Annotated in this window: 12 protein-coding genes; 9 read left to right on the top strand and 3 right to left on the bottom strand. The window is 64.3% G+C overall.

The window, feature by feature from the left end:
* From DMX11_RS23340 to DMX11_RS23310, 7 genes are all read left to right on the top strand, one after another.
* Window positions 1–852: a MaoC/PaaZ C-terminal domain-containing protein gene (locus DMX11_RS23340; protein ID WP_110747356.1), complete on the top strand. Its 852-nt coding sequence runs from the start codon at window positions 1–3 to the stop codon at window positions 850–852.
* 77 nt (window positions 853–929) lie between these two features.
* Complete coding sequence (locus tag DMX11_RS23335) at window positions 930–1,235, top strand: MazG-like family protein (RefSeq protein ID WP_110747353.1); 306 nt, start codon at window positions 930–932, stop codon at window positions 1,233–1,235.
* The gene (locus tag DMX11_RS23330; RefSeq protein ID WP_110747350.1) at window positions 1,232–1,981 is read left to right on the top strand and encodes a methyltransferase domain-containing protein; all 750 of its coding nucleotides are present in this window, start codon (window positions 1,232–1,234) and stop codon (window positions 1,979–1,981) included. Before DMX11_RS23335 ends, DMX11_RS23330 begins: the two co-directional genes overlap by 4 nt.
* Window positions 1,982–2,002: 21 nt before the next feature.
* Window positions 2,003–2,638 (top strand): DUF4136 domain-containing protein, encoded by a 636-nt coding sequence (locus tag DMX11_RS23325; protein WP_110747347.1) that lies wholly within the window; start codon window positions 2,003–2,005, stop codon window positions 2,636–2,638.
* Window positions 2,639–2,657: 19 nt separating this feature from the next.
* Complete coding sequence (locus DMX11_RS23320) at window positions 2,658–3,227, top strand: DUF4136 domain-containing protein (RefSeq protein WP_110747344.1); 570 nt, start codon at window positions 2,658–2,660, stop codon at window positions 3,225–3,227.
* A 173-nt stretch (window positions 3,228–3,400) separates the two neighbouring features.
* The gene (locus DMX11_RS23315) at window positions 3,401–3,871 is read left to right on the top strand and encodes a prepilin peptidase (RefSeq protein WP_110747414.1); all 471 of its coding nucleotides are present in this window, start codon (window positions 3,401–3,403) and stop codon (window positions 3,869–3,871) included.
* Window positions 3,872–3,990: 119 nt separating this feature from the next.
* Window positions 3,991–4,767 carry a response regulator transcription factor gene (locus DMX11_RS23310; protein WP_110747341.1) on the top strand — a complete coding sequence of 259 codons (777 nt, stop codon included), beginning with the start codon at window positions 3,991–3,993 and terminating at the stop codon, window positions 4,765–4,767.
* Between the two features lie 35 nt (window positions 4,768–4,802).
* On the opposite strand, the gene DMX11_RS23305 is transcribed toward DMX11_RS23310, so the two are convergent.
* Together DMX11_RS23305 and pbpC are read right to left on the bottom strand one after the other, a co-directional pair.
* Window positions 4,803–6,455 (bottom strand): ShlB/FhaC/HecB family hemolysin secretion/activation protein, encoded by a 1,653-nt coding sequence (locus tag DMX11_RS23305; RefSeq protein WP_110747338.1) that lies wholly within the window; start codon window positions 6,453–6,455, stop codon window positions 4,803–4,805.
* A 92-nt stretch (window positions 6,456–6,547) separates the two neighbouring features.
* Window positions 6,548–8,902 carry a peptidoglycan glycosyltransferase PbpC gene (gene pbpC, locus DMX11_RS23300; RefSeq protein WP_110747335.1) on the bottom strand — a complete coding sequence of 785 codons (2,355 nt, stop codon included), beginning with the start codon at window positions 8,900–8,902 and terminating at the stop codon, window positions 6,548–6,550.
* 77 nt (window positions 8,903–8,979) lie between these two features.
* On the opposite strand from pbpC, the gene DMX11_RS23295 reads away from it, so the two are divergent.
* On the top strand, window positions 8,980–9,273 hold the full coding sequence (locus DMX11_RS23295; protein WP_110747332.1) for a hypothetical protein: 294 nt from the start codon (window positions 8,980–8,982) through the stop codon (window positions 9,271–9,273).
* A gap of 145 nt (window positions 9,274–9,418) precedes the next feature.
* Here the strand turns inward: DMX11_RS23295 and DMX11_RS23290 are convergent, their stop codons facing one another.
* A complete protein-coding gene (locus DMX11_RS23290) occupies window positions 9,419–14,320 on the bottom strand; it encodes an alpha-2-macroglobulin (RefSeq protein WP_110747329.1) in 4,902 nt (1,633 codons plus the stop codon).
* Window positions 14,321–14,470: 150 nt separating this feature from the next.
* On the opposite strand from DMX11_RS23290, the gene DMX11_RS23285 reads away from it, so the two are divergent.
* Window positions 14,471–15,808, top strand: coding sequence for an MATE family efflux transporter (locus tag DMX11_RS23285; RefSeq protein ID WP_110747326.1), 1,338 nt, complete (start codon window positions 14,471–14,473; stop codon window positions 15,806–15,808).
* The last annotated feature ends 160 nt before the right edge of the window (window positions 15,809–15,968 follow it).

Genomic DNA, 15,968 nt, shown 5'->3' with positions numbered 1-15,968 from the left:
ATGAGCCGACAATGGCACGACCTGTACACCCCGGCGGACCGGGCCAGCCTGTACCTGCGTGCGGCCAGCAAACGCAAGATCAGCGGCGACCGCCTGCCGGACCATGGCCTGCGCTGTTTTATCCGGGTTCAGCCAGACAACCTGGCAGCCTATCGCCGGCTCTGCCACTTTCCCGACGATGGCCGCCTGCCGGGCACTTATCCCCATGTCATGGCGTTTACCCTGCAGTTGCAATTGATGACGGCACCCGACTTCCCCTTCCCGCTGCTTGGCCTGGTGCACCTGCACAACTGCATCGAAGTGCAGCGCCCACTGGGTGCAATCGAGGGGCTGCGCTTTGCGGTGTATGCACACAACCTGCAACCGCATGCCAAGGGTGGCACTTTCGATCTGGTAACCGAGGCTGAAGACGCCATTGGCCTGCTCTGGCGCGAAACCAGCCGCATGCTGGTGCGTGGCCTGAAGCTGGATGGCACGGCCGGTGAGCTTGTCGCTGATGACCCTGAATCCCTGCCAGAAGCCACCCGCTGGTACGCCGACAGTGATATTGGCCGGCGTTATGCCAGGGTTTGCGGGGACTACAACCCTATTCACCTCAGCGCCGTCAGTGCGCGGTTGTTCGGTTTCCCTGCGGCCATTGCCCATGGCATGTGGACCAAGGCCATAGCGCTCGCCGCGTTGCGCGGGCACCTGCCACACAGTGGCTATGCCATCGAGGTGGATTTCCGCAAGCCGGTGAGGTTGCCATCGGAGGTGGTACTCAGTGCCAGTGAGGCGGGGCCTGCAGGAAAGCTGCGGCTGGATGGCCATGGGGAGATACTGCATATGTCAGGACAGTGGCGGCCCGTGTAGGAGCGTGCAGGTCCTTGCGGTACGCGCTTGCTTTGCATCGGGCCTGGGCAGAAGCTATGCAGCATTAGGAGATCCCGATGAACCTGCAAGAACTCACCCAACGCCTGCACCAGATCCGCGATAACAACGAGTGGCGCGGCTTTCACAGTCCGAAAAACCTCGCCATGGCCGCCAGCGTCGAAATGGCCGAGCTGGTGGAAATCTTCCAGTGGCTGAGCGAAGACCAATCGCGCCAGCTGCCCGCCGACAAACTGGCCCACGCCGGCCAGGAAATCGGTGATGTCGTGCTCTACCTGTTGCTGCTGTGCAGCGAACTGGGCCTGGACATGGACCAGGTGGTGCGCGCCAAGCTGACCGACAGCGAGAGGCGCTTCGCCCGATGAACGACCGTCATTTCGATGAGCTGGCCACCCGCTTTGCCGAAAAAATCTATGGCGGCGCCAAAGGTGCGATCCGCCTGGCCGTGCTGCAGGCCGACCTGGCAGAAGCACTGCCAGACCGCCCGCTGCGCATCCTCGACATTGGTGCCGGTTTAGGCCACATGGCCCTGTGGCTAGCCCAGCGCGGTCACCAGCTGACCCTGGCCGAACCCGCAGCCCCCATGCTCGACGGCGCACGGGCGCGCTTTGCCGAAGCCGGCCAGGCGGCCACTTTCATCCAGGCGCCCTGGCAAGACCTGCTCGGCCAGTTGACCGAACCCTACGACCTGGTGCTGTGCCACGCCGTGCTCGAATGGCTGGCCGAACCCGAGAGCATCCTGCCCGTGCTGCACCAACTCACCGCCCCGGATGGCTGGTTGTCGCTGGCCTTCTACAACCGCGACGCCCTGGTCTATCGCAACCTGCTCAAAGGCCATTTCCGCAAGTTGCGCAGCAACCGGCTGGAAGGTGAAAAGCAGAGCCTGACCCCTCAGAAACCACTTGATCCACGCGAGCTCAAGGCGCAACTTGAAGCTATGTGGCAGATTGAAAGCGAAAGCGGCGTGCGGGTTTTCCATGACTACATGCCCAAGGAGTTCCAGGGCAAGGCCGAGTTGCTCGACCTGCTGGAAATGGAACTGGCCTACCGCCGACACCCGAGCTTCGCCGGGCTTGGCCGTTACCTGCACTGGGTTTGTCGCCCCCGTTGACCCGCCCGCCGGGAGGAACACATGTCGTACCGCCTGTTGTACCTGGCCTTACTGCCGTTTGCCCTGGCTGGCTGCCAGGGCAGCAACCCGTATGTGGCCAGCAGCCGCCCGCTACCACCGGCCCCGGCCCAGGCGGCCAACACGTTCGACGCCAGTGCCTACCCGGCACCTGCCCGTGACTATGGGCATTACCGCAGTTGGAGCTGGCGCAACAACCAGTTGCCCAGTGGGTCGGCCAACGCCGACCCTGCGCAGTTGGCCGATGCTGTAAGCGGCGTACTCGACCAGCATGGCCTGCGTCCCGCTCGCGGTAGCCCTGGCGACTTGCTGGTGAGCGCGGACGTGCGCCTGGAGAAGCGCTTGCGCCAGGTGCGTGACTACGACACCTATGACCCCTATTACGGCCCCTACCCCTACGGAGGCGTTGGCTATGGAGGTTACCGCAACGGCTACGGCGCCTATGCCAGTGTGCCTGTCGTGCGCACCTACCAAGTGGAGGTGATGGTGGTGCGCATCGACCTGTACGACGCCCGCAGCGGCCAGCCGGTGTGGAGCGCCAGCGCCGAAAGCGGCAGCGACAAGGACTCGCCACGCGAACGCGAAAGTGCCTTGCGTGACTCTGTGCACAAGGCGCTCAGCGGCTATCCTCCCAGTTAATCGCTAACGGAGAACCACCATGTTGCGTCGTCTCGTTCTACTGTCATTCGCGTTAATGCTCGCTGCCTGCTCCAGCAATAACGTCCAGCAGGATTTCGACGCCAGCCGCGATTTTGCCGCCTACCGCAGCTGGGCATGGCAGGAACCGGGCCTGCAGTACCGCCCGGACGACCCGCGGATCAAGAGCGACCTCACCGAGCAACGTATTCGCCAGGCGGTTGCCGACCAGCTCGACCAGCGCGGCCTGCGCCCGGTTCAAGGCGGCGCGCGGCCTGACCTCAGCGTCCGTACGTACCTGATCGTCGAACAGCGCCAGCAACAGATCACCACCAACTATGGCGGTGGCTGGGGTGGATATTGGGGCGGCTACTGGGGTGGCCCGATGTACAACGAAACCCGCAGCGTCGACTACAAGGTCGCCACCATCCAGGTCGACATGTTCGACGGTCGCGACGGCAAGCTGGTGTGGCGCGGCAGTGCCGAGCAAATCATGAACAACTACCCGCCAAGCCCTGAAGAGCGTAACAGCGCCATTCGCAACACCGTGGCCAAGGTGCTGGGCAACTATCCGCCGGGGAGCAAGAAATAGCCAAGAAATCTGGGGCCGCCTCGCGGCCCCAGTGTCAGGAACGACAAAATCCATTTCTACCACGCCTTTTTGCCCCTCCCGCCGCACTCCCCCGCACGTTCCCGTCTATCTTCAGTTAAGGAAACCTGACTGACCGGGTAGAAGTGTTCAACTTTGGGAAAGGCGACCTGCCGATGCAAAGCATTGTTCTCCTGCTGTGGCTTGCCTTGTGCTCCGAACAGGATGTGCGTCAACGCCAGATCTCCAACATGCTGACCATGGGCATGGCCACCTGCGCCTTGGTCTGGCTGTTCGCCACCGGTCGTAGCTGGATTGGCGCCGATGCCAGCGATGCCGGCTGGGCGCTGGCCATCGTCATGCTGCTGACCCTGCCCGGCTACATGCTCGGCCGCTTCGGTGCCGACGACGTGAAACTGATGGGCGCCCTGGCCCTGGCCACTAGCCCGCAATACGTGCTTGGCACGTTCATCGGTGCCGGGGTCAGTGTGTTGGTGTGGCTGCTGGCCCGCCGACGCCTGTGGCTATTGCTGAACCCCAAGATAAAGAAGCGCTTGCAGGCCCTGACCGAAGAAATGGGCGACAAGCAGGCGTTCGCCCCCTATGTACTGACGGGCTTTCTTCTGACAGCCGTATGGATCCAATGAGCACCCCTGCTGTCGTATTCCTTGTACATACCTTGTACAGATTCGCCGCATGCGACTACCTTTAAACTGCCAGAGCGTCTAGCCCGGGAGCAGGGCCGCATTCGAACAGGGAGTTGATCGTGTCCAGACCAGTGAGTGAAGTGAAGGTGTTAGTGGTCGATGACCAGGCGGTCATTGTCGAACAACTATGTGAATTCCTCGAAACCAAGGGGTACGCCTGCGTATCCGCCCACTCCACTGACGAAGCCATCGAGCGCTACGTGGCAGACCCAGCCATTGGTCTGATCATCTGTGACCTGCATATGCCAGAACGGGATGGCATCGAGTTGGTACGTGCATTGAAGGTGATCGACGGCAGCCAGCGCATGTTCGAAGCCATCATGTTGACCGGGCGCGCCGAGAAACAGGACGTGATCCGCGCGCTTCGCGAGGGCTTTGCCGACTACTACCAGAAACCGATGGACCTTGCGGAGTTGCTTGAAGGCGTACGCCGGCAGGAAGAGGCATTGCTGGAACGCCAGCGCAACTTCCGTGACCTGGGGGGGCTTAACCAGCGCTTGCAGGAGCTGGCGGAATCAGTGGACGAGCTGTACCAGGACCTGGAAAAAGCCCGGGGCCAAGGGACTCACCGGCGTGCTACGGATGCCGAAGAGAGTGAAAGCGAACTGCCAGCGGCATTCGAGAAGCTATCGCCCCGACAGCTGGAAGTGGCGCGCCTGGTGAGCAAGGGCAAGACCAATTACCAGATCGCCTGTGAACTGGGCATTACCGAAAATACCGTGAAGTTGTATGTGTCGCAGGTGTTGCGGTTGACGCATATGCATAACCGGACCCAGTTGGCGCTGGCGCTGACACCCAGCTCCTCGCCGTTGCATCAGCGCTTTACCACTCACTGAAAGATGCCAGGGCTGCCAGGCAGCCCATGGTTACCCTACATCCCAACAGCAATACTGAGGGTCAGCCTTGGCCCACGGTCAAGACTGTCCAACGCCACATCCGCCAGCGGCTTGGCCAGCTCCAGCGCCACATTGAACATGCGCCCATCCCCCAAGCGCACACCGAGCGCTGCCGACGCCAGGTGGGCATCCTTCACCGGCCCGCGGTTATGCCAGGCTTGCGCCGTATCCACTACCGCATAGGGCTGCACCAGCGCCAGCCAGCCACCACGCCGGGTGTAGTTCACCTCGTAAGCCACACCCCAACCTTTGTCTCCGTCCGCTTGGTCACCCGGGTAGCCACGCCCGAAATTCTGCCCGCCAAACCCGGCCCGCTCACTGTCAGGCAAGCGATCATCACTCCAGTACAACGCCCCAGACGCCACCCCCTGCCAATTATCGAGCAGCGTGTCGCTCTGCAAGCCAGCAAGCCGCAGCCGCAAGAAATCCATGTCATAGTCGGCATCGCTGCGCGCCCCCAGGTAATCCACGCCCTGAAACACCCCGGCATTGACGATACGCAAACGCCCCTGTTCCAACCTGCGCCACTCACCTTCGAACGCCAGCGCGCGCACGTAAGTGTCGTACTCTCGACTCGCCGGGTGATCTTCATCGTGCTCGCTGACCGAATACAAGTGCCCTTGTACCGCCAGCCACTCGTCGGGCCTTGCGATCACCGGCTGGCGCAGGCCGATGGCATAGCGCTCGCTGTCGCGCTTGCGAGTGATGTCACTGCCATCATCCAAGCGGATACGTGTACCGGGCTCGCTCTGGTAGCGCGAGGCCGACAGCAACAGTTGGCTACCGGCAGCGTCGAGGTACTGGCTGTAATCCAGGCGCTGGTAATGAACCTGGTCATCCCCGGGGGGTACCAGCATGCTGGCGGCAAGTTGTTCAGCATGGCGGGTCTGTGCATTGCTGGTGACCGTCATTAACGCCTGTGCAGCGTCACGGCTGGAGTCAGTCATGCTCACGGCGGCGCTGAACGGTTTACGCCGCGCCTGCAGAGTAAGCTGGGCGGCGCCATCAGCGGCCTGCGCCATGGCCACTTCGGCATCCACCGTAACACCTGGCACACGCGCAGCCAGGCCAAGGTAGTGCTGCAGCGTATCCCGGGTCAGTGGCCGCTCAACCTCAAGGCGTGCCAGTAACTGCTCCAGGTACTCGCTGGCAGGGCCGAGATCGCCCTCCACCCGGTACTCACCGATATAGCCCTCGACCAACACCACGTTGACCCTGCCGTCGGCTACGTCCTGGGGCGGGAGGTACGCATACGACAGCAGGTAGCCCTCCTGCCGGTAGCGTTGGCTGAGGCGCTCGGTGTATTGCCGCAGCTCACCCAGCGTGGTCTGGTGCCCGATCAGGGGTTGGTAGTGCTCGCACAGCTCGCTCAGGGGGAATACCGTACCGCCCTCGAAGCGTACTTTGTGCAGCACCAGCCGGGTCTCGTCGGGCAACCCGACAGAAACGCCGCGACTCCCCCCGCTCAACCGCAGGTTGGGACTGAGTGGGCGATAGGCGTCTACAGGCAAGTTGGCGCCGGGCAGGCGCCGTTCGTATTCGTGGCCGTCGAGAAAGCCCGGCAACGGCCCGGCCTGGGCCGCAAGCGCCCAGGGCAGCAACAGAAGGGGCACGGCCAGACGACGCATAGGGCGCTCCATGTTCCCATGGGTTGCGGGGCAACAGCCGGCCACACCCGTCCCTTGCAAGCGTAGGTGCTGGCCGGGCCGCCGTCTAACGCCTACTCGCTGACCTGGAACGCAACCCGCGCCGTCTCACCGCTTTCGTCCAGCGCGCTGAGCTCGGCCTGGCCGACCTGCGGCAACCGCAATAGCAGGCTGTCCTGCCCTTGGGTTTCGCCCAGCGGCTGCCCATTGAGGAACCACCAGCGTCGGCCGCCGCCGCCCAAGGCCGACACATGCAATTGCAGAGGCTCGCTGCTGGTGGCCGGGCGACGCAAATTGTCGCCTGGGCGCACGCCGACGATCGACAGCGGTGGCGCGCTGGCCAGTACCTGCGGCGGGCAGGCCGGGTCAATGGCCGGCAGGCGCGCGACGCGCCGCTCGACGCGGGGCAGCCAAGGCTCCAGCGGTGCGGGCCACAGGGCTATCTCGCGCTCCTTGGCACCCGGGCAGCTGCCATCCACGCGCAGCCCCCGGTCGTTGATCCATACACGTTCGCGCAGCCCCAGGCCCAATGGCTGGTCGGCAGCCTGCAAGGTTGGCGGCGTGGTACCGTCCAGGGTCCAGGCAAAGCGCTGGCGCCGACAATTTGGGTCCTGCTTGTTCATTGGCTGGCCCAACGGCCAACAGACCGCCGCCACGCCGACGTTCGCCGGCACCCGCTCCACCGGCACGCTGATACCACGCTGGCTGTCGCGGTTGCTCAACAGGTCGTGTACTTGCAGCATCAGTGGCGCAGCCGAGGCCAGGCCGAACTGCCCGGGCACCGGGGTGCCGTCGGGGCGGCCAATCCATACGCCGATCAGATAGCGAGGGCCTACGCCAATCGACCAGGCGTCCCGAAAGCCATAGCTGGTACCGGTCTTCCAGGCCAATTGCGGGCGCTGCACCAGCTCGGCATGCGGGTCGCGGTCGGGGCGCGCCTGGCCACTGAGGATGCGGCGGATGATCCACGCCGCACCTGGCGACAACAGGCGCCGCTCAATCAGCGGATCCTGCGGCTGCAAGCGCACCTGTGCGCTGCTGCCGCTCCGTGCCAGTGCCGCGTAGCCGCCGACCAGGTCTTCCAGACGGCTGCCGGCTCCGCCGAGGATCAGCGACAGGTTGGGCTCGGCCAAGGGCGGCAGTATCAGCGGCATACCCGCCATGCGCAGCTGCGCAGCAAAGCGTTTCGGGCCATAGGCCTCCAGCAGCTGCACCGCCGGCAAGTTGAGCGACAGGGCCAGCGCCGAACTGGCCGACACCGGCCCGCTGAAACCCATGGAGAAGTTGCCAGGGCGATAGTCGCCATAGCGTCGTGGAACATCCTGCAACAGCGATTCGGAATGGATCAGACCATCGTCCAGCGCCATGCCGTAAAGAAACGGCTTGAGGGTGGAGCCGGGCGAACGTAACGAGCGCACCATGTCGACATGGCCAAAGCGGCGCTCATCAGACAAATCGATCGAGCCCAGGTACGCCCGCACCGCCATGCTCTGCGCTTCGACCACCAGAATGGCGGCCGAGGTACGCTCCGGCAGCCGTGCGCGCCAGCCCAGCAGCAAGTCTTCGAGGCGCCGCTGAAGCGCAGCGTCAAGCGTGGTACGGATCAGCGGCGGGCTGTCAGCGCTGTTCAGGCGCCGGGCCAACAATGGCGCCAGGGCCGGTTCCTGGCGTGGCGCCAATACCAGCGGCTCCTCGGCCGCCTCGCGAATTTGCTGGGCCGGCCATACCTGGTATTCAGCCAGGCGCTGCAGCACCTTGTCCCGGGCACGCTGGGCACGCTCGGGGTGGCGGTCCGGGCGCAGCCGGCTGGGTGCCTGAGGCAGCACGGCCAGCAGGGCCGCTTCGGCAGGTGTCAGGTGCAGGGGAGACTTGCCCAGGTACGCCCAGCTGGCTGCCGCCACGCCCTGAAGCGTGCCGCCGAAAGGTGCGCGGTCCAGGTAGATTTGTAGGATCTCGCGCTTGGACAAATGCCATTCCAGCTGCGCCGTGCGCCACAACTGGCGCAATTTGCCGGCTAGGGTGCGGTCATGTGGATCGAGCAGACGGGCTACCTGCATCGACAGCGTGCTACCACCCGACACCACACGCCCACCCCGCACGTTCAGCCAGGCAGCACGCGCCAGGGCCAGCGGGTTGACCCCGGGGTGACTGTAGAACCAGCGGTCTTCATAAGTCAGCAACGCCTGCAGGTACAGGGGTGAAACCTCATCGGGGCTGACCGGGTAACGCCACACGCCCTCGGCATCGGCAAAACGCCACAACGGCGTGCCGTCCTCGGCCAGCACGACCCGGGCCAGGTCATCGCCCGGCATGGGCAGCGGCCAGATACGGTCCGCCAGCCATAACAACCCGCACAGTACCAGCACGCCGATCACCGTGGCGCGCAACAACCTGCCCCCACGGCTGCGTGGCCGCGCTAAGCTTGGCATCGGGAACCGACCTGACCAGGTAATGGCCAAAGGCTTTGGGACGGCAACCTCGCCGATTCGTACATCAGGAAGCAATTATGCATGTAGAAGGTTTTTTCGAGTGGCTGGGCCAGGCACTGGGCGCGTTGATCCGCTTTATCGTCGACGCATTGAGCGGGCTGTTCAACCTGCTGGCCAATGCCGGCGGCAATTTTATCGACGGCCTGGCACGCACTTTGGGTATGGACACCTCGCTGCTCAGCATCCTGGCCCTGATCATCGGCCTGATGCTGCTGTACTCGGCAATCCGCGCATTCATGCGCGCCTCGATCATCCTCGGCATCATCTGGCTGGTGCTGGGGCTGTGGGTGATGAGCTGGGTGATCCACTGATCTGCGCGGTCATTGTGGGAGCGGCCTTGCGTCGCGATAGGGCCGCACAGCGGCCCCGACGATTCAAGCGGCGAAGCTGAAACCCTGGGGCTGCTGTGCCGCCCTGTCGCTACGCAATCCCACATTGTCCGCATAGAGCGGGCCGCTAGCGGGCCTTTACGGTCATCTCCCCTTGCCCATCCCCCACGGCCTGCAGGTTCGGCCGGTACATCGACTCGACCTGCGGCGGCGGCACGCGGTAGGTGCCCGGAGTCACCGCCCGCGCGAGGTACAGCAGATGGGTAGTGCCGTAGCCGTCGAGCTTGAGCGCAGCGACGTAGCGGTCATCACGGTATTCCTGATGCACCACGCTGGCATTCTGCATCGACTCGCGCCACTCCTTCACCGCACTGCTGGCGTTGCTCAGGCTGGCTGCACTCTGCGCCAGGTTCTGGTTTTCCAGCTCCAGGCCGGCCGGCAGCAAGTCCACCACCAACGCATCCGGCACATGGTCATCGGCCTTGAGGGCAAGGTGTACCAGCACCAGGTCGCCACTGCGCAGGTTGTGCAGGTCCAGCGGCTGGCCATTCATGCCCAGGTATTCGCGACGAATCTGCATGCCATTGCCGGCTGCCGCAGGTGCCTGGCGCGGGTAACCGGACAAGGTCAGCTGCTGATAGAGCGTCTCGCTGCCTTGGTTCTGGACGCTCAGCGGTGAAGCCAGCAACGGGCCCTCAAGCTTCATGCCCGCCTCGGCATTGTTGAGCTCGCGCACTTCGCCAGCACTGTCCAGGCGCGCCTGCCACTTGCCTTCTGGCTTGCCCAGCAGGCCACGGCCGGCGAGGAACAGGGCGTTACGCTCCTGGGTCGACAGCCAGCGATTGGCCGCCAGCTCATCCGACAAGGCGAACAAGCGCTGGTCGATCTGGCTGCTTGCCAGGTTGCTTTCCTGCAGCAGCGCCAGGATCAGCGCCTGGTCACGCAGGGCACTGCCATAGTCAGCCATCCAGCCTTTGCCACGGCTGATACCCAGGCCCGCCTGCAAGGCTTGCTCGGCACGCGGTTTGTCGCCCATCTTGTCCAGCGCCACCGCCAGTTGCACCAATGGCAGGCCGGAGCGGGCATCGGCGCGGCGGTCGAACAGACCACGCAAGGCCCCAAGCGGCGCCTGCTGGCTGCGCGACAGTACCAACGCCGCATAGGCTTGCACGGCAAAGCGGGTGTGATCGGCATTGTCGCTGTAGTCGACTTCGATCAGGTTGCGCTCCTGCAGGTAGCGCAGCAGGCGCTCGCTGGCACTCTTCAAAGCGTCGGCCGGCACCCCATAACCCTGGTCACGGGCACGCAAGAGGAAGTCGGTGACGTAGGCGGTCAGCCAGAACTCTTCTTCACTGTCCGAACTCCACAGGCCAAAGCTGCCGTTGTAGCGTTGCATGCCCAGCAGGTGCTCGATACCCATTTCGATCTTGCGCTTGCGCACATCCGCCGGCTCGCCTTTGATGCCCAGGCGCTTGAGGCTGTCGGCATCGGCATACAACGACGGATAAAGGCCACTGGTGGTTTGCTCCAGGCAACCGTAAGGGTAAGCCTCCAACGCACGGATCTGCTCGGCCAGGTTCAACGGTGGCCGGCTCGACAACGCCAGGCTGGCTTCCAGGCCAGCAGGTTCGAAGGCTGCCAGGTCTGCCTCAGGCAATGTCCATGGCTGGTCATTCAAGGCCACGCGGTAGTGCTTGAGCATGGCCGGGTAGGCCGGGCGCACGCCCAGCGTCCACTCGCGTTCGAATGCAGTGGTTGGCTCGTTGGGCAACACCAGGCCGCTCACACGCACGTGCACCTTGCCCTGCCCCAGTCCCCCCTGGGCCTGCACCGGAATCATCAGCGTCGAGCGCTGGCCTTCAGCCAGGGCAACGTTCTGCACGGCGCTGGCAGCCAGGCTCAATTGCCCTTCGGTGGTGACTTCAACGTTCAGTTGCTGGGCGCGGCCCGACAGGTTGGCCAGGTCCAGTGCCAGGCTGGTGCGGTCGCCACCGGCCAGGAAGCGCGGCGCCGCCAGCTCGGCAATCAGCGGCGCGGCGACCACCGTCTTGCCTTCGGCCATGCCGAAGTGCTCCTCGGTCCAGGCCTGGGCCATCAACCGCAGCTCGCCGTTGAAGTCAGGGATGTCGACCGTGGCCTGGCCTTCGCCCTTGTCATCCAGGGTCACCGGCAAGCTCTGCTGGGCGACGATGGTCACCGTGGTGTTGGGCCGTTTGCCCCCCTTGGCCATTGCTGCGTCACCGCCGAACGCCAGGCTGGCCAGGCGGCCCTGCCCTGCTTCGATCAGCTGGCCGTAGATGTCCAGCTGGTCAGCACCGTAAGCCTTGCGCCCGAACAGGCTGGCGAATGGATCGGGGGTCTTGAAATCGGTGATGTTGAGGATGCCCACGTCCACCGCCGACAACAGCACATGCACCTGCTTGGGCACGCTGCCATCGGCATTGGCGGCTTTCACCTTCACGGTCAAAGGCTGTTTGGGGCGCATTTTATCGGGTGCTTGCAGGCTCACGGCCAGCTTGCGGTCGCTGCGATCCAGCGGCAGGTGCAGTACCCCTACCGACCGCTTGGGCGTGGCATTGGCCTTGCGTTCACCGGGGCGGATCACCAGTGCGCTGATGTACAGGTCGTGGCGAGCCCAGGCGTTGTCCAGCTGCACATCGAAGGTCTTGCCCTCGGCAGGCACGTCGATCTCCTGCCACCACAGCGGGCCTTCGCTGGACTCGATCATCAGGTAGCCGCTGCCAGCGGCCGGCGGGGTGACGGTCACCTTGGCCGTGGCGCCGTCGGCGTAGGATGGCTTGTCCAGCGCCAGCTTGACCTGGTCCGGGCGCACCGCACCACCTTCGGCATTGTCCTGGGCGCGGTAGCCGGCCCAGAAGCGCTGGCTGGACACCAGGCCGGTCTGCGGGTCTTCCACCTCGACGCGGTAAGGGCCCCACTCGACCTGGAAGCTCAGCTTGGCAGTGGACCCGGCCTTGACGCTGACGGTTTCCTCGCTTTGGGTCAGGAACTTCTCGTTGTAGGCGTAGCTCCAGCCATCGCTCTGCGAGTAGTTCCAGTAGTAGTCACGGCGCTCGCGCACCAGCCGTACCTTGAGGTCGTTGGCCGCCAGCTTGTTGCCGTCACGGTCGGCCACCAGGAACTCGAATTCCACCGGCCCGTCACTGTCGGTTTCCTCGCCATCGAACAGGCCACGCAGGCCAGGCAGGCGCTCGGCGGGCCAGATCGGCTGCTCCAGCCGGCGGGTGATCGGCCGGCCGCCAGACTCCTGCAAGCTGGCCTGCACGGTCAGTTGCAACGGCGAACGGGCCTCGGCCCAACGGCTTTCGATATCGACCACTGCCTTGCCGGCCTGGTCGAGGGTGACTTCGTCCAGTTCCAGGTCCTGGTTCAGTTCGGTTTCGGTAACCGAGCCAAACTGGTAGCCCGGCAACGCCGCTACGGCCTCACGCAGCGGGCGCACATAAGCCTGGCCACTCAGGCGGTTGCCCGCAGCCGGGGCACCGTACAAGTAACGGCCATTGACTTGGATACGGGCATTCTCATCCGGCGACAGGGGCTTGCTACTGCCCTTGAGTTCCAGCGCCAGGCGCTCTGGAAAGAAGTCTTCGACGAGGAACTCATAGACCTGCTTGCGCCCGCCGCCAAGGTCGAGCAAGAGCTGCCAGCGCCCCGTCGGGGCTTCTGTGGCCAACTGCAACTGGTATTGGAACAGGCCATTGGCGTCGGCTTCCCAGACGAACTTGCGGCTGACCTGCTCATCTGGGCGGCGCACTTCCACGTTCACTGGCTGGGCCTTGACCGGCTTGCCGTCCTGGTCGCGCAGCAGGCCGTTGAGCAGCACTGTCTCACCCGGGCGATACAGGTCGCGCGGGCCAAAGATGAAGAACTGAAGCGGGTTGGCCTGGGGCCCGGTGATGTCGAATTCGGCCAGGTCCAGTGCCGCGGTGTTCAGGCGCAGCAGGGTGGTGTGCACGCCCTGGGTGGCGATCAGGGTGTCGGCCTTGGGCGTGATCGGCAGTTGGGCGTGGCCCTTGCCATCGGTAGTGGCCTGGGCCAGCAGCTTGCCTTTGTCGTCATGGATTTCCAGGTTGACGCCGTTCATGGCCTTGCCGCCTTCCAGCGCCTGGGCGAATACGTCGAGCCGGTCGCGGTAGCGGTGCGCGGAAACACCAATGTCGCTGAGGGTGAACAGGGTTGCCGGCTGCGAGTAGTCATAGGTGCCCGAGGCACGCATCACAGCCAAGTACACGCCAGGCTCCTGCAGCGGCTTGATGCCAGCGATCGGCAGCAGCACGGTCTCGCGGGTGTTGCGCGCCGGGTTGAGGTCAAAGCGGCCGCTATAGACCAGCTCGGCCATGTCCAGGGTTTCCTTGGACTGGTAGTAGTACAGGCTGCTGTTACGTCCCCAGCTGGCCAGGAAGCTCGAGAGCATGTCCGGCTTGACCCGGAAGAATTCGACATCGACTTTGTCGACATTCAGGGCGATCACCGGCAGGCCTTCGGCCAGGCGCGTGGGCAGCAGCGAGCCGCGGCTGGCAAAGCCGATGGTCGGCTGCATGTCGCGGGTTTCCAGGCGGGTGACCGATTCGCTATCCAGTTGCTTGCCGTTGACCGCGAGCAGGCCCTTGTCGACGGTCAGCACCAACTTGCGCTGTGGCTCCAGGTGGCGCAGGCGCAGCTCCATCTGGTTATCGGAGAGTTCCCAGGCGCCGTCCAGCTTGCCTTTGACCGTATCGACCACGTGGACCTTGCTGGCCAAGTCCTGCTTGGCATCCAGCGGTGCGGAGAAACTGATCGACAGCGTTGCGGCGCCGTCCAGTTGCACTTCGGATACATCCAGCACTGTGAGCTCGCGACCTTCGTAGCGCTTGGCGAGCACCGCCGGGTCTTCGCGTTTGGCAGCCGGGGTCTCGGCCGGCACAGTGGCCGCAGGCTTCTCGGCAGGCGCCGGTTTGTCCGGCGTCGAAGAGTCACAGGCACTGAGCAAAGCCAGCGCGCAGGCCAGCAACAATCCTTTGTTGAACATGGAGTAGGAACTCTTTGGCAGCGGGTACTTGAGGGCAGCAACTATAGCTGGCTAAGCGCATGTTCGCGCGATTTGGTTGCCTGGCCGTTACACTGTGGCCATTGAGAAAAGCTGGGGGCGCTGCGCAGCCCCAGATCCCAAGGACGCCCAATGACCGCTTTGACCACCGACTGGCGCCACCGCCCCACCCACCACAAAGTCTGGGCGCTGGCCGCGCCGATGATCCTGTCCAACATCTCTGTGCCGCTGGTAGCGCTGGTCGACAGCACGGTCATCGGCCACCTCCCCCACGCCCACCAGTTGGGTGCCGTGGCGGTGGGCGCGACGCTATTCACTTTCATGGTCGGCCTGATGGGCTTCCTGCGCATGGGCTCCACCGGCTTCGCAGCCCAGGCCGCTGGCCGTGGGGACGGTGCGGCGTTGCGCCAGGTGCTGGTGCAGGGGCTGCTGCTGGCAGTCGGCTTTGCCTTGCTGATCGGCCTGCTGGCGATTCCTTTCAGCCAACTGGCGCTGCACACGATGCAGCCAAGTGCCGCGCTGCAGCAATCCACCGAGGACTTCTTCCATACCCGCCTGCTAGGCCTGCCTGCAGCATTGGCCAGCTACGCGCTGGTCGGGTGGTTCCTCGGCACACAAAACGCCAGGGCACCGCTGGCGATTCTTCTGACCACTAACCTGCTGAACATCATCTTGAACCTGTGGTTTGTCCTCGGCCTGGACTGGGGCGTGCTCGGGTCGGCTCGGGCGTCGGTAATCGCCGAATGGAGTGCCGCCTTGCTCGGGCTGGCCCTGACCCGGCCGGCCCTGCGCGCTTACCCTGGGCAGATCGTGTGGCCGGTCCTCAAGCGTTGGCAGGCTTGGCGACCGTTGCTGTCAGTCAACCGCGATATTTTCCTGCGCAGCCTGGCGCTGCAGCTGGTGTTCTTGCTGATTACGGTGCAAGGCGCACGCCTGGGCGAAGCGACCGTGGCGGCCAACGCCCTGTTGCTCAATGGCCTGCTGCTGACGGCCTATGCGCTGGATGGGCTGGCACATGCGGTGGAGGCCTTGTGCGGCCATGCCATTGGTGCCCAAGACCGCGACACCTTGCGCCGCTCGCTGGTGGTCGCTTGTGGTTGGTCACTGATCACCAGCGTGGGGTTTGCCGGGCTGTTCCTGCTGGGTGGGCACCTGTTCATCGACTTGCAGACCGACATCGAAAGTGTGCGGGCGGCGGCTTATCCGTATTTGCCTTACCTGGCGTTGCTGCCGTTGATCGCGGTGTGGAGTTACTTGCTGGATGGCTTGTTCATCGGCGCGACCCGGGCGCGGGAAATGCGTAATGCGATGCTGCTTTCGGTGTTGATCGCGCTGCCGGTGGCACTGGCCATGAGCGGGTTGGGCAACCATGGGTTGTGGTTGGCGTTTCTTGGGTTCATGGGGTTGCGGGCGGTGACGCTGGGGTGGGTCGGGTGGCGGTTGCAGCAGAGGGGTGAGTGGATTCGGTGATGCGGGGCATGGCTTAGGCATTGCAGCGCCTGCGAGATCGAGCGCCGCCCGCGCGGCGCATCGCGAGCTGCGCTCGCTCCTTGTATGTTGTGTCTGACCTGGCCAGAGAGGTTATTCTCGTCAGGTTCAAGAAGCACTTCCGGGGAGACCGATCGCTCCT

Origin of the sequence: Pseudomonas sp. LB-090624, assembly GCF_003205205.1 — a bacterium.
Lineage (GTDB): Bacteria > Pseudomonadota > Gammaproteobacteria > Pseudomonadales > Pseudomonadaceae > Aquipseudomonas.
The sequence above is the reverse complement of the archived record's forward strand: the minus strand, read 5'-3'. Positions and strand labels throughout refer to the sequence as shown.

What these genes read in the sequence shown, in the direction of transcription:
- DMX11_RS23340 (WP_110747356.1), top strand. Translation starts at nt 1, where the DNA reads ATGAGCCGACAATGGCACGACCTGTACACCCCGGCGGACCGGGCCAGC.
- DMX11_RS23335 (WP_110747353.1), top strand. Translation starts at nt 930, where the DNA reads ATGAACCTGCAAGAACTCACCCAACGCCTGCACCAGATCCGCGATAAC.
- DMX11_RS23330 (WP_110747350.1), top strand. Translation starts at nt 1,232, where the DNA reads ATGAACGACCGTCATTTCGATGAGCTGGCCACCCGCTTTGCCGAAAAA.
- DMX11_RS23325 (WP_110747347.1), top strand. Translation starts at nt 2,003, where the DNA reads ATGTCGTACCGCCTGTTGTACCTGGCCTTACTGCCGTTTGCCCTGGCT.
- DMX11_RS23320 (WP_110747344.1), top strand. Translation starts at nt 2,658, where the DNA reads ATGTTGCGTCGTCTCGTTCTACTGTCATTCGCGTTAATGCTCGCTGCC.
- DMX11_RS23315 (WP_110747414.1), top strand. Translation starts at nt 3,401, where the DNA reads ATGCAAAGCATTGTTCTCCTGCTGTGGCTTGCCTTGTGCTCCGAACAG.
- DMX11_RS23305 (WP_110747338.1), bottom strand. Translation starts at nt 6,455, where the DNA reads ATGCGTCGTCTGGCCGTGCCCCTTCTGTTGCTGCCCTGGGCGCTTGCG.
- pbpC (WP_110747335.1), bottom strand. Translation starts at nt 8,902, where the DNA reads ATGCCAAGCTTAGCGCGGCCACGCAGCCGTGGGGGCAGGTTGTTGCGC.
- DMX11_RS23295 (WP_110747332.1), top strand. Translation starts at nt 8,980, where the DNA reads ATGCATGTAGAAGGTTTTTTCGAGTGGCTGGGCCAGGCACTGGGCGCG.
- DMX11_RS23290 (WP_110747329.1), bottom strand. Translation starts at nt 14,320, where the DNA reads ATGTTCAACAAAGGATTGTTGCTGGCCTGCGCGCTGGCTTTGCTCAGT.
- DMX11_RS23285 (WP_110747326.1), top strand. Translation starts at nt 14,471, where the DNA reads ATGACCGCTTTGACCACCGACTGGCGCCACCGCCCCACCCACCACAAA.